The sequence below is a fragment of the uncultured Algoriphagus sp. genome (assembly GCF_963974365.1).
Taxonomy (GTDB): Bacteria; Bacteroidota; Bacteroidia; order Cytophagales; family Cyclobacteriaceae; genus Algoriphagus.
Genome location: NZ_CAXBBX010000010.1, coordinates 78845 through 92400 on the forward strand (window position 1 = coordinate 78845; position 13556 = coordinate 92400).

At 39.5% G+C, this 13556-nt stretch carries 11 protein-coding genes and 1 pseudogene; all 12 read right to left on the minus strand.

The genetic code is table 11. The annotated features are described in order from the left end of the window. Window position 1: 1 nt before the first annotated feature. Window positions 2-517, minus strand: a pseudogene (locus AACZ87_RS14455) (DUF4136 domain-containing protein); the annotation flags it as partial. A 148-nt stretch (window positions 518-665) separates the two neighbouring features. Beyond that, a complete protein-coding gene (locus tag AACZ87_RS14460) occupies window positions 666-1139 on the minus strand; it encodes a hypothetical protein (protein WP_339868217.1) in 474 nt (157 codons plus the stop codon). Between the two features lie 127 nt (window positions 1140-1266). Continuing rightward, window positions 1267-2478 (minus strand): BamA/TamA family outer membrane protein, encoded by a 1212-nt coding sequence (locus tag AACZ87_RS14465; protein ID WP_339868219.1) that lies wholly within the window; start codon window positions 2476-2478, stop codon window positions 1267-1269. Continuing rightward, on the minus strand, window positions 2478-3701 hold the full coding sequence (locus tag AACZ87_RS14470; RefSeq protein ID WP_339868221.1) for a porin: 1224 nt from the start codon (window positions 3699-3701) through the stop codon (window positions 2478-2480). Before AACZ87_RS14470 ends, AACZ87_RS14465 begins: the two co-directional genes overlap by 1 nt. Before the next feature lie 110 nt (window positions 3702-3811). Next, window positions 3812-4171 carry a hypothetical protein gene (locus AACZ87_RS14475; protein WP_339868222.1) on the minus strand — a complete coding sequence of 120 codons (360 nt, stop codon included), beginning with the start codon at window positions 4169-4171 and terminating at the stop codon, window positions 3812-3814. A 122-nt stretch (window positions 4172-4293) separates the two neighbouring features. Beyond that, complete coding sequence (locus AACZ87_RS14480; protein ID WP_339868224.1) at window positions 4294-4476, minus strand: hypothetical protein; 183 nt, start codon at window positions 4474-4476, stop codon at window positions 4294-4296. Between the two features lie 39 nt (window positions 4477-4515). After that, the gene (locus AACZ87_RS14485) at window positions 4516-6849 is read right to left on the minus strand and encodes an OmpA family protein (protein WP_339868226.1); all 2334 of its coding nucleotides are present in this window, start codon (window positions 6847-6849) and stop codon (window positions 4516-4518) included. A gap of 4 nt (window positions 6850-6853) precedes the next feature. After that, window positions 6854-8020, minus strand: a complete 1167-nt coding sequence (locus tag AACZ87_RS14490) for a hypothetical protein (RefSeq protein WP_339868228.1) — start codon at window positions 8018-8020, stop codon at window positions 6854-6856. Between the two features lie 6 nt (window positions 8021-8026). Beyond that, the gene (locus AACZ87_RS14495) at window positions 8027-9475 is read right to left on the minus strand and encodes a hypothetical protein (protein WP_339868230.1); all 1449 of its coding nucleotides are present in this window, start codon (window positions 9473-9475) and stop codon (window positions 8027-8029) included. 148 nt (window positions 9476-9623) lie between these two features. Beyond that, entirely contained in the window at window positions 9624-10202 is a 579-nt protein-coding gene (locus AACZ87_RS14500) for a phosphatase PAP2 family protein (protein WP_339868232.1), read from the minus strand. Beyond that, window positions 10199-11110, minus strand: a complete 912-nt coding sequence (gene hemF, locus AACZ87_RS14505) for an oxygen-dependent coproporphyrinogen oxidase (protein WP_339868234.1) — start codon at window positions 11108-11110, stop codon at window positions 10199-10201. The genes AACZ87_RS14500 and hemF overlap by 4 nt, the downstream gene beginning before the upstream one ends. Before the next feature lie 17 nt (window positions 11111-11127). Continuing rightward, window positions 11128-13551, minus strand: coding sequence for a BamA/TamA family outer membrane protein (locus AACZ87_RS14510; protein ID WP_339868236.1), 2424 nt, complete (start codon window positions 13549-13551; stop codon window positions 11128-11130). Window positions 13552-13556 lie beyond the last annotated feature (5 nt).

The window sequence follows — 13556 nt, forward strand, 5'->3', positions numbered from 1 at the left end:
ATTATTTGGCGATATATGGTGATTGTTCAAATGCTTGGTCAATATTGGTATTGATCCGATTATTGATCGAGCTTACATCTCCCTCTAATAAGCCATTTAAAACGCCTGTCCATGAAACTGGAATTTGATTTGTTTCAGACACATTTTTTGGGTCAGTCATTTGCATCATGACAGTACCCGTACGGATTCTGGATACCTGCGGTGGATAGTATCCAGGATAATACCAGCCCCACCCTGGACCCCATCCCGGATAAAACCAGTTCCAGTACCACCAATCATAGTAAAAATATATTTGGTCAGTTTGGAATACCGTAGGCAAAATGATTAAATCTGGATTTGCACTTTTATCTACTTCAGTATAACCAGCATTTCGCATGTTGTCACGAATGGAAGCAAGAATTGCAGTTTTATATGCCGGAGACACGTAATCTGGTTCAAAATCACTATTACTTCCATTTACCGTTTCATTTGATATCTTGACGATTTTATCAGGTACTGCAAAAGTATTTTGGGAAGCAAAATCGTAATTAACATCCTAATTTGTGTACACCACATCGAGTTCGTCTATGTACTCCGCGCCATCTGGAGTACATGAAAACATTGCTAATGAACCTAGTAAAGCTAGGATCATAAAACGTAATTTTGAATTCATATATAAATTTGGTTTAGTTTTCATTTATAAATGGCAATTCCTGTTGTATGGAATTCCTGATTGTATTGTGGATGTAAATATCCAATTGAAGAAATTTAGCTGCATCAACAGCTGATGTGGCTTTCTTGAACTTTTTATAATAGCTGGAGTGAAGTTTAGACAGCGCAAGGTCGTTTTCCAGTGTTCTTTTAGCCAAATCATCAGCTTCTTCATCCTGAATGTTATCAAAGTCAGTTAGAAAATCATTTATGATATTTAAACGCTCTCTAGCCAACGCTTTTCTATTTTCTTCATAGGATGAATAGATAGTCCAGAAAGCTGGGGCAACTGACTCAGGCAAATCCATATATCCTTTTATGATTTGTTTTTTGTCCATCCCAAATGATGCCTGGATAAGTGTGATCTCATCATCAACTGTTTCCTGAGCATATGATATCTGAACAGAAAACAACAGCAGGAAAGCGGTAAAAATAAGTGTGTTTTTCATAAGAGCTGAGTTTTATAGTTGAAAATTACTTAAATACAAAGTTAAACTTAATTTAGGATTGGAGTGAAAGAATATGTGTGAATAATCCTACTTAAGATTTGTTTTTGATGATTATGATACAAAGGACCTAAAATGACTCGTTAATATTGAGGTAAAATCCTGAATTTCCTTTCTGTCCAAAACCATAATCAGCCGTAATAGTGGTACGCTTTTCTTTATTGATCATCACTCGAAGCCCCACCCCGTATCCCGGATTGATGGTATTCATGAGTTTCTCTCCTGTCATTTTACTGCTGAATGAGGCCGCATTCACGAATATAGTACCTCCGAAAAGATCTTTGTTTGGCAAGAGAGGAAAGCGGTATTCTACTTCTGAATAAAGCATATTTTCGCCCCTGAATCTTCCTTGGGAATAACCTCTGCCACTTCGTCCAAACATATCCCAGCCAATACTCGGTAGATTCATATATGGCAGATCTCCTGATACGAGAAAGTTACCCATTGCCCATGCCGCTATAATATGTCGTTTTCGATTTTCACTTAGGTTGAAATAATGTCTATAGTCCAGTAGGAGTGTAGAAGAGGATTTGTCAGACCCAAGAAACTCCGGGTTGATTTTGTAGGAAATCATAGCATAATTATGCTCATATGGGGAGACAGCTACATCACGATTCTCCATGATTCCATTTATGGAAATTCCCGATAAGGTGTACTGATCTACTGGAACTCCTATAGATTTATTGTAGTAATCATGACTGAATTCCGCATTGTAGTCTATCAAGTCATCGTCTATTAAATAACTTTCTATTTTTTGATGGATATCCAAATGATACCCAACACCAAGGTAGAATTTGCTAAATCCTACTCTCCGTAAAATAGTCTCATGAAAGCGGATCAAAGTAAAATCCATCTGCTGCTCTCCAACTATCACTGACTCTTGGCCGATTTGTTCAACACCAAAGTCATTCGGAGTGGAGCTGCCTAAGCCATAAGTAGGCTGTGATGTGATGAAATAGCGCCAATCACCAATCAAATTCCACTGATCGTCTGCTAGAAATACATTACTCTTTGAGCTGATAATCCACTGTTTTTTAGTGGTATATAGAAAGTTAAAAACCAAATTTGACTGGTGGGTAGATATGGGGTCACCCATAAACCAGGAAGTGGAAGCTGCCACCCCGAACATCCAGCCATTGGCAGGATTGTATGCAATGGCGGGCAATGGTAAAATACTGAAATTGTTAATACGATTTGGAATATAAGTAACCGTGTCAATTTCCTGCGCATTCACACTAAGACCTGCTATGCAAAACAAAAAAATAAGCTGGAGTTTTTTCATTAGAATGAAATGTCAAGTTGGAGCCTGAAACGTAATTCATCGTCTTGAGGAAGTTCCTTATCTTGAAAAGTAAATCGAGTAAGTTCTGTTGTCAATTTATTTTTATGTCCTGAAAAGAACCAGTTAAATGCTAGTGCTAATTCCCGTTGTTTATTACTCAAAATATCAAGATCTGGATTAACTACGGCATATCGCATGGCTATTTCCAGAGGTTCTGGCCAAAATTCTAATGCTTGATGAGCAAGGTAACCAGCTGTCACATAATATCCGCCTAGGTTCGTTTCAATTTCATCAAAGTTGTCATAGATGTTTTTGCGATGGAATTCGGTAGACCAGGAGAATCCTTTGTAGATAAATGCAGTTTCAATCTGATATTGCTTCACGGTATACTGTCCATCATTTGTGCCTTCATATCCTGCCAAGTTGCCACCTCCGGAAGTCGAAAAACGTGTATATGGACTTGTGTTAGTGACAGCAGCTATAGCTATTATTCCAGCTGGCTTTTGGGATATTTTCAAGTCTCCACCAGAAAAAGGCACTTCTCGTCCTAGAAAATTCCACTGAAATCTACCAAAATACATCATTTTATTGTCATCATTTTGCGTAGCTCCTCTTCCCATTCCAGTCAACACTGCCGCCCAATAGTTGAAATTTGCGATGCCACCTCCGTCTAAGTTGCCATATACTTCTACGCCTTGCTGCCTGTCCACGGTGAACTTTCTATTCAAAAGCGATCTATCTACCATCTGTTGATCTCCACTACTGATGAATCGCTCTCGGGTAAACTCTACTTTCCACTGACCTGCTTTGAAATTCAACCAGGGCCATTTTTCAATCATAACTCGATAATCCAGCAATAAACTTCTGGAAAGCTCATACTCAAAATAGTATTTCAACCAAGGTTGATAAGCATGACCACCTATTTTTAGTCTTGCTCTATTAATTTTAAAAATCCGTTGATCTTGATTTCGAAAATCAGCAAATGTAATCGGGTCTTGATCATCCGGAACTGCAAATCGCAACTGTAATCTTGCCGCTATCTGCATTTCATATTTCCCGTCCTCAGTCTTTAGAATAAACCCTTTTGAGGTATGGTTTAGAAAAGTTTCTTTCTTTTCAGCTTTGACTTGGGTGCTGTCAGACTCTTGGGCAAAAGAAGATTTGACTCCGATAAATAAGATACAAAAAAGCAATACTAATTTTAAGGGAATTCTGTAACGCACCTGTAGCAGAGGTTTTAAGGTAACTGAAATTTTGAACGGCAAATAACGCAAAAACCATCGAGAATAATTAGGATTTCTCGATGGTTTTCAATTGATGCGGAATTTTGAAACTATTTGGCTGGCTGTGGAATTCTGAATACTAACCCTCCCTCTAGTCCAAATTGATAGAGACTAGAATAGCTAGAAAGTCCTCCTCCAACACCACCAGTACCAAAGTAAAGCCCGCCGCCCACTGCCTGAGTGGCAGAGAATAGTGAAGCCTGAACTCGAATAGCAATATTGTCAGCTACCCAGAAGTTAGAGCCGCCTCGGATATTCCAGGCAAACTTGGTCGCTGAATTTTCATTTCCGTTGTCTGGGTTTTGAACACTGAATATGCCCATGCCAAATCCAGCTCCGGCAAATGGTTCTACAATTTCATTTACTGGAAAGTATCGGGTGCCATTCAGCATCAGCCAGTTGATAGCCATGTCAAAATCGGTGAATCGCTCTGTTGGGCCAAAAAGTCCATTATCTAAATAATATGTTGGCGCATTGGTGTCTTGGCGCAGATACTGTATTTCAATTGCTCCTCTATTTGGGATATGATATTCTATACCAGCCCCCCAACGAAGGCCATCCTGAACCTGACTGTTGAAATAGGAACTTTTGAGTAATATGAGTCTACTTTATCCTTAAAGACATACCCAGCATAGGTGTTTATTCTGAGTTCCTGTGCATAAGATCCTGCTGCAATTGCAGTCAGCAAAAAGAGGGTTGTTAATACCTTTTTCATCATTTTGAGGGTTTAGTTTTTTATAGGTTTTTAAATTAACTATTTTTTCAAGACACGAATTTCAACTTTCCGATCTGATTCTACAGAGCCTTTGGAATTTCCTCTGATAATAAGGCCTCCATTGCTAATTGATATTCGATCAGGTTCTATTTTATAGAAATCTGTCAGGGTTTTGGACACAGCCTCTACACGTTTTTCGGTGAGTTTGAGGTTATAGGCAACTGATCCCGTGTTGTCAGCAAAGCCTATCAATTCCACCTTCACATCCGGATTCTTGGCCAGGTATTCTGAGACTGGTAATAGCTTGTCACGTTGCTCTTCAGTGACTGTGGCTTCGTTCACGTCGAAGTACACTTCCACTTTACTTTCATTGAGGAAGGATTGTACCTGAACTTGCTGTGTTTGTACCACTGTGTCTATTCTGACAGGTAAATTACTTAGGCTGTCTATAAGCACCGAGTCCATCGCTATGCGTGCTCGAAGCGTAGAGTCGTTTGCGGCCGCTGCAGCAGCCTTCTTTTTATCTCCACTGTTTGAGATGGCTGCAGTAGTAGCAGCTGTACCACCGACGAGTAATGCATCCTTTAAAATTTCATTATTCTTCTCGTCAAGCTTTTCTTGCTTTTTGCGGTTTTTCTCAAGCTTTTTAGCTGTTTTTTCATCCATAGCTTCGGTGTTAATAGTCAACTCCTGAGGCTCAGCCGCCTCAGCTTCTTGAGGTTCATAGGCAGTAGTCCTAGTAGCAAAGGCCATCATCATCGCCGAATCTCTAGTAGCTTGAGCAGAAAGCATGTCTTCTCTGAATTTTTCCATTTCCTCATCAAATTCTTCTCGGGTCATTGTTTCAGGATTGGTCCCTGATTTTGTTGCGGCATATTGAGCCTGAGTAGCGGAATCAAGAGAAAGAACCGAAGGATTGGAAGAATAAAGTATTCTACTCACTTGGCCTGGATAGATGACCAATTCCTTCATCATTGAAGCGGAATCAATCGAATTAGTAGGTGTGGAACTATTAGATATGGCATTAAGTGAATCCAGTTTATACTGGTTTTCTAAGGCAAGTGTGTTTAAACTGGTTATTTTTCCTTGTGCCATGGATTTTTCTCCCTCTAAGTTTTGAACGCGAACCTGAGTCACCGACTCGGATACACTTGTATCTTGTTGGGCAAGAGCCATCGTCTCATCTATACCTGCTATTTCACGCTCAGTTAGGGCCATTTCTTCATTCAATTGAGCTCTAGAGTTCTGTAGAGAATCTCGCATGGTATTTATTTGTACCAAAGAAGCTGAGTCAGCTACAGTTTGGTTTCCATTTATGCTACTTTGTCCATTTCCAGGAAGTTGAATTACAGTAAAATAATTATTTGTAATTGGCACATTTGAGAGTGTAGCCGAATATGAGGAATCTGATTTTGCCATTTGAGCAGTAGAAAGCTCCGTAGGTACGTAGGTATAGCGTTGGGTAATCACGGGTGGATTAAAGGATTTTTTATTGGCTCCCAAGCTGAATTTCACTCCCATTCCATGATAGATGTACCAATCTGGTCTTCCATTCTCCATTCCTCGATAAGGATTGTCTGAACTGACGACATTTGTCCCTGGTTTTGCAGCGTATTCTTGGAAGGCATTGTCATATGAATCCCGGTATACTCCAGAGACATCATCCAAATAATCTGTATTGGTTCTTTTGAAATCAGACTGCGCAAAAATCTCTATGCTTTTGGTGATACGAAAACGAACGCCCAAACCAAAATTTGCATAAAAAGCGGTGGTTTTATAGTTGTCTTCACGCTCTGTTCCTAAGGTGGTCAGGTCCGTTTCGAAATTTCCATCGGGAATCACACTAGTATTAGCATAATTGTATTGATTTCCATTGGCATCCAATAGATCTCCATGCACCTTATAGCTTAATGCTCCCACTCCCAGTGTGAAATATGGTGCAAAGAATGACTTTCCTGATAGCAGCCAATTATTGTCCGGCTTGATTACAAAGGATAATCCTGCATCATAGACATCTGTCTGGAAGTTCAGTGCACGATCAAAAGTTGGACTTTCAGTGAAGAGGGTGCCGTCATTTTTAACAAATCGATCACCAGATCCAAATTGGTAACTACCTCCAGTAAGCATCAAGCCTACCGAGTTTCCTAACGCATACTCAATCGAAACCTGATAAGATAACTGCTCCGAATAGGTTTCATATCGTTTGTAATACTTTGTGAAATTCTGAAAATTGTCCACTTTCAGGGGACGTATATCTCCGAGGTAATTGGTAACTCCAGCACTGGCACCAAATTTCCATTTGTAGCCGTGCAATTGGGCCTGTGCAGAAAAGGCAAAGGCTAAAGCGAGAAATAATAAACTTAGCTTTTTCATATCCTTATCTTTTTTTGCTGCCTATCCCTAACCATAGATTGAATTCTGCACTTACTCCCACAAACGGTTGGAAGCTTTTTGCATTTTGCCCACCAAGTTGCTCAGTAGTAATAAAGGTGCCTCCAGCATTTAGTCGGATAAATCGGAAGAAATTGTACCCAAGTCCCACGTAAATAGGTCGGTCAAGTACAGGTCCGGAAATTTTCTCGCCAAGTTGATTTTTGATGTCTCCAGAGAGGAAGAATCCTGTAGATATAGACATGTTATTCATGAATTTGGCAAAGGTTCGGTTGCCAAGTGGGAAAGAAAACCCAGCATACGGACTCATTACAAACTCTTGATCAGGTAGTCCCTTACTCAATGAAATAGCTCCATATCCTACGTTGATAGGGAGTGAGTTTGCAGTTTTCTCTGTGGAATAATTTTCAAAAATTGTTTCATCCACACGCACAAGCATGTTTGGACTTAGATATTGATCTATCTCAGAGAAAAGTATGTTTTCCAAATCCTGGATGTAATCACTGGCAAAAACAGCACGGGCATTATCTGCTTCGGTGAGTCCGCTGACATTATATTTTGCTTTACCCATTTTGAGTTTTCCTCGTTGTTCTAGTTTTGCTCGGGTGATGTCGCTAAAACCGGGGAATTCTTCTCCGTTTGGTAGTTCAAAGTAATATGCTCCCTGATCTACTATTCTTGAGAAATTGTTCAGCAATACCTCATCAGATTCAGAGAAGTTAACACCTCCTTTTTTGATGGTAGTGACTGTGCTCAAGTAGGTTTTGATATTTTGATGGATCAAATCCCTTACTTCTTTTACCTGTTCAGCACCGGCTTTTTGATAATATCCAAACTCCATTCTATAGTCTGTATTGGATCGTAATGGATCAGCCATCAAAACTTGGTAGGAGAGATCCTTGTACCCAAATGGTGCTCTCCAGAAATACGTGTATCCTGATTTCGCTTCCTTCTTAGAAGGATATATCAGAAGTTTGACCATTTCGATCTTCTCTGGAATCGATCCATGGATATAGAATTCTTCCTCTGCAGGAAGAGGCTTACCACCGTTTATTTTGCCAGTAATCAAGTCCAGGTTTACAGTAGTCACCTGAGCCTGAAGCCCTAATGAACACAACCCAAGGACAAAGAAAATGAGTAAAGATTTTTTCATACCCGATTAGTTAAATTTCTTAAAATTGAATGCGTAACCTACTAATAATCCCAAATTAGAATAGCCAGCCTTAGTGACCACTAGGGCTCCTTCAAGCAACTGGTCTGCTTCTACATTATTGAAACTTCCTCGCTGCAAATAATCCTGCGTAGAGCCAAAACTATATATCAAACCAAGTGTTAAGCTGCTTCTGGATTTTTTTACCTCGGCTCCCAAAGACACATGGAAAATATCCCATTGGGTAATTTCTGTTGCCAATTGTCTGCTTTTTAATGACTCTTTATCAAAATACGAGAAATCAGTGCGAAAACTACTGAGTAGGGTGATACTTTCCTTCAGCTGGTTTTCATAGCCTATAGAAAAATTAGTGACAGGTTTCATAGAAGTCTCCACATTCAGAAAATCCTCACTGTCAATTGCATTTTCAATATTATCTGGTCGGACTAATGTCCCAGACTCAGCCTGAATAATTCTATACCTGTCGAAACCTCCGAAATGAGTGACATTAAGACTAATGACAGACCTGTTGAATGCTTTATGAGCCCCAAAAGCAATTTCAAAAGGAGATTTATAGGTGGTTTTTAATTTCTCCTGCCTATCGGAGGCAAATGCAGTTAGTGGCTTATCCAAACCTGGTACTATCAAGTTAGATAAAGTAAGGTCTTCTGCCACCGTGCCATTTCCTAGCCAATCCAACCCCGGCGTAGTTACAGTTGCACCAAAACCATAGGTAGATTTCTGGTAGTTCAAGCCCAGTTTCAAAGCGGTTCGAAGTGCGAAATAGTTTATAAACTCATTTTGAGTTCTTGATATCAAAAAATAATCCTCACTATTCGTTAATGCTTTAGCAGAAAATCGGTAGGAGTAATTCACCGTACGAAGGGTATTTAATAGACTGATTCCAAAACCAAGATTTGGATTTAGTTTTTTGCCAATCCCCAGAGCCACAGTAGTCTCTTGAAGTTTGGTACTAATGCCTGATTCGGATACGAGATCCTCTTTTCCCGGGCTAATATCTTCCGGTGCTAAATTATATTCACCTTCGATTCTGGCTACTCCATTGAAATTAAAACTAACCGGAGTAAGAAGCCCATAACTTACATTCCAGTCTGATTTTGTCTGAATAGACCCACTGATCAAAAGTGGAACAGTATTGAATTGAATTCCTTTGAAATCTGCTCGCTGGCCAAGTGCGTTTTCGATATTTACGTTCTCTAAGCCATATAAATTAGCATTGATAGATAGAGAAGTAGTATCCATGTACCCAAGATTGCCTGGATTGTAGAATACGCCTGCGTTATCTATAGTGTCGGTGAGTACTGCTCCACCCAATAAAGCTGCCCTAGTTCCAAATTGATTTCCCCAATGGTGTGTATCTTGGGCATGTATCGATAGCCCAATACTAAATGATAAAAAAAGCAGAAAGTATTTTCTCCAAAGCACTAAAGAATCCATTTTTTGTAGATGCGAGATGAAAAGATTCGGATAACTTACTTTATAAATCCGATAATAAATTTAAAAACTCTGAGGAATAAATTGTTTAATACTGCAATTTGTTCAAAAGATATTAAGATTTTAATAAAACTTAGAGCATTTTAATGATTTAGTCCTTCAGGATTAGTTTTAGTATTTCCCTTTTTATATACACAATAATAAACCAGCTTATCCCTCCCGCAGCTGAACCTACTAAAGCTCCAACAATGATATCCATAGGGTAATGAACTCCTAGGTATATTCGTGTATAAGAAATCACCGCTGCCCACAAAAATAGCCAAGGGAGAAAACGAAGATTTCCTTTCATTTTTAGATTTAAGAAAACTGCCAAACCAAAAGTATTGGCTGCATGCGAGGAGGCAAATCCAAAAAGGCCGCCACACCTTCTATAGTTATAGATGATATCTGACCAGCGTTCGTCATGGCAGGGGCGTAATCTTTCGAAATAGGGCTTCATCAGACCGGACGTCACCTGATCCGAAATCAGAATGGTCAATGCAATTCCACCAAAAACCCACCAACTATTTTTAGGGTCTGATCTGTAAATGAAATAAACTAAAATCGCATAGAAAGGCACCCAAATCAATGTTTGTGAGAGCTGGAACATGACCACATCCAACCAGTCAACATGAAAGGAGTTTAACCAAAGGAACAAATGCTCATCCCACGTTTTGATTTTTTCGATCATTTTTCAAAAGATAACCAGTCGATTCCTTTTTTAAGATGGTTCTGAGTGAATTCTTCCTTAGAACCTAGCTTAGGTTCATGCATGTATTCCCATTCAGCCATTGGTGGCATGCTCATCAGGATGCTTTCCGTGCGCCCGTTAGTATCCAATCCGAATTTAGTACCTGCATCCCATACTAAGTTGAATTCTACATACCTTCCACGTCTCAGGCTTTGCCAGGATTTTTCATTTTCCCCAAATGGAATTTGGGAATTCTTCTTCATGAAATGTCCGTAAACTTCAGGAAATAATCTTCCTAAGGATAAACTGAACTGAAGTAAACTCTCAAACTCACTATCATCTTTGCCCTGCATTCTATCATAGAAAATGCCACCAATTCCTCGCGTCTCATTTCTGTGTTTAAGGTAGAAGTAGTCATCTGCCCAGTCTTTGAATTTAGGATAATAACCAGCGTCATATTGATCACACACCTTTTTCACTTCCTGATGAAAGTATTTGGCATCAGCTACATCAATGTAATGTGGAGTCAAATCTATCCCTCCGCCAAACCAATGCACACCATTGTCCATTTCGAAGTACCGGATGTTCATGTGAATGATCGGAACCATTGGGCTCTTAGGATGCAAAACAATGGAAACTCCTGTAGCAAAAAACTCTGCCTTATCCAGGTTAAGCTTCTTTAGGATTTTATCGGGAGTAGGTCCATGTACTGCTGAGAATGCAACACCGCCTTTTTCAATAATTTCTCCATTTTTAAAAATCCGGGTTCTTCCGCCACCTCCGGCTACTCTTTCCCATTTGTCCTCTATAAATAATCCAGTACCATCTGCCAGCTCTAGCTCCTTGCAGATATAGTCTTGCATGTGCTTATAGATCTCAGCTATTTCTTCTTTACTCTTTCGTGACATTTTTCTTATAGTTGGCTTTAGAAAGGATATCCTATCCCAAAGTTAAGAACAGTTTGACCTTTTAGGCCAAAAATGTTTCTGAATGATAAATTGTCAAGTACCCATCTTTCGCCCTCAGGCATAGATGGATCTACGGCTTTGGTAGCCAAATCAAGTCGAACTACCAGGAAATTGAAATCCATCCGCAAGCCTACTCCTGTGCCGACGGCAATCTCCTTGTAGAAGCGATCAAATCTAAAATCAGCGCCAGGCCGAGAATTGTCTACTCCAATTACCCAAGCGTTTCCTGCATCTACGAAAACAGCCATATCGAAATATCCGGCAAGGTTTCTTCTATATTCCAGCATAGTTTCCATGATCATCTCAGCGGGTTGCTCAAATGGATAGTCGTATCGACCACCATCACCTGTTTCTGGAGTGTAGCTTCCAGGTCCTAGACGTCTTGCCTGCCATGCTCTGATACTCGTACCACCGCCTGCGAAAAAGTACTTTTCATAGGGAAGAATGCCACTACTCACACCGTAAGGATTAGCTATACCGAAATTTGCTCTGTAGGCGAGTGTTGATTTTTGATTGAGCGGATGGTATCTTCTGTAGTCAGCTTGAAATTTTAGCCATTGAAATCTGGCGAAATCAGTAGTTTCATTATTGCTGGTTGAATTTACAAAATTCAAGGTGGTGCCACCGCTTTCTACAAATAACTTGAGCAATGACGCCTTAGTGGTGGATGTGTAATTGCCGTAATTATTGAAATTAATTATGGTTTGGGCTGAAAAGCTACTTATCAAAGAAGGAAGGAAAGACCATATCAAATTATTCCCTTGGTTTTCTAAATCGAGTAGGACTTGAGCAAATTCATCAGATATTTTTGGAGTTCTGATGTAATTAATATCCGCGGCGTTTATCCTGAACTGCTGCCTGTTGCCGCGGGTCACCCAAGTATAAGATAGAAGTGCATTTAGTCCTGATCTGGTATATTCAGGCCGGTTTGTATAATTATATCCAAGTTGGGTTCTCGTGTTGGGATTGTATCGGCCAAATTTCTTTAAGCCACTCCCATAAAAAGGAATCAGGAATCTAGGGAAAATAACAGAGGCAGAGGTGCCAAATTCTTTGCTTTGATATACACCCTGATCAGTAGCAGAGGCTACACCTTCGTAGCCAATTCGTGCATTGAATTCTAGAATTTCTCCTGCTCTGAAAAAATTCCTATTTCTAAGGACGGTACTAAAGAATGGACCAGGTAATTGCTCTGTAATACTTAATCCGAGCTGATTGGTGAGCTGGTACTTCTGATTTGGTTGGGCAAGGATCTTGGCGGTTAAGCTAGTTCCCACAGTATCAAATGAAATATTAATATATCTAAACAGGTCGAGGTTACTGAGCTGTTTTTGAGTTTCTACTACGTCTATTCTTCTATATATCTGGCCCTCTTCAAATAATATCCTCGAACTCAATAATTTGGATGAGAACCTATCCTTATAAAATGTGAAGTCTATATTCCGGTAGTTTCTTTGAGCTTTTTCATCTATAAATTCATCACTTGGTGGCGAGATTTTGAACGTGATGGAATCTATCGAGTAGACTTCATGCTTCTCTGCAAATGAGGGTTTAAGTATTCGTTGCTCTACATTGATTTTCTTGGACGTAGTGTCGTAATACAGGTTGTAATCGATAAAACTCTTCGTAAACATGTAATAGCCATTGTTTTTGAATAGCTCTTCTAGCCGATTTCTTTCCCGTGTGAAATTGTTCTGGTCGTAATTGTCTCCTTTTTTGATGAGTGATTCTTCTTTGGTAGTGTTCACTAAGACTAATATTCCCTGATTCACTGACCTGGTATAAATAGAATCAAGCACGTATTGTTCCTTTTCTTGGATCAGGTAGATTACTTCTGCTTTCTTCTTTTTTGTTTCTACTTTAAAATCTACTTCTGCATCCAAAAATCCCTTATTATACAGGTAGTTATCAATTTCTGTGACTGTTTTCTCAGTTTTTGTGCTATCCAGAATAGTCACAGGATTTCCCGTCCTCATGAGGAAATTCCCATATTCCAGCATTTTTTCCAAATCCTCTATTCTCGATTGGAGCTTGTCTCGTTTCTTGATAAGCTTTCGATTATCAGGATTTTCATTTAGATCTGCTTTGACTTCAAGAAGTTCTGCACTCTTAGCGTCCAGTTTGCGGCTTACTTTTGCACTATCATAGAATGCCTTACCAAATCTGTAAATTGAGACACCCAATGAGGAGTTGGTTAAAGGGATTTTTGTGTTTGGTTCTTGGATAAATAATCCTTCAATATCCAACTTGTTCGCTTTTTCTATTCCTTCAACCTTGTTGTTCTCAAGGACATACTTGCCCTCAGGCAAATTTTTGCTCAGTGAGCACGCATACATGGCCCAGAGGACACAGATAAAAAGTATATATTTGGTGAATTTCAAAATGG

Bases quoted from the DNA above. Each gene is read 5' to 3' on its own strand.
- AACZ87_RS14460 (WP_339868217.1), bottom strand. From the start codon at position 1,139: ATGAAAAACACACTTATTTTTACCGCTTTCCTGCTGTTGTTTTCTGTT.
- AACZ87_RS14465 (WP_339868219.1), bottom strand. From the start codon at position 2,478: ATGAAAAAACTCCAGCTTATTTTTTTGTTTTGCATAGCAGGTCTTAGT.
- AACZ87_RS14475 (WP_339868222.1), bottom strand. From the start codon at position 4,171: ATGGCTATCAACTGGCTGATGCTGAATGGCACCCGATACTTTCCAGTA.
- AACZ87_RS14480 (WP_339868224.1), bottom strand. From the start codon at position 4,476: ATGAAAAAGGTATTAACAACCCTCTTTTTGCTGACTGCAATTGCAGCA.
- AACZ87_RS14485 (WP_339868226.1), bottom strand. From the start codon at position 6,849: ATGAAAAAGCTAAGTTTATTATTTCTCGCTTTAGCCTTTGCCTTTTCT.
- AACZ87_RS14490 (WP_339868228.1), bottom strand. From the start codon at position 8,020: ATGAAAAAATCTTTACTCATTTTCTTTGTCCTTGGGTTGTGTTCATTA.
- AACZ87_RS14495 (WP_339868230.1), bottom strand. From the start codon at position 9,475: ATGGATTCTTTAGTGCTTTGGAGAAAATACTTTCTGCTTTTTTTATCA.
- AACZ87_RS14500 (WP_339868232.1), bottom strand. From the start codon at position 10,202: ATGATCGAAAAAATCAAAACGTGGGATGAGCATTTGTTCCTTTGGTTA.
- hemF (WP_339868234.1), bottom strand. From the start codon at position 11,110: ATGTCACGAAAGAGTAAAGAAGAAATAGCTGAGATCTATAAGCACATG.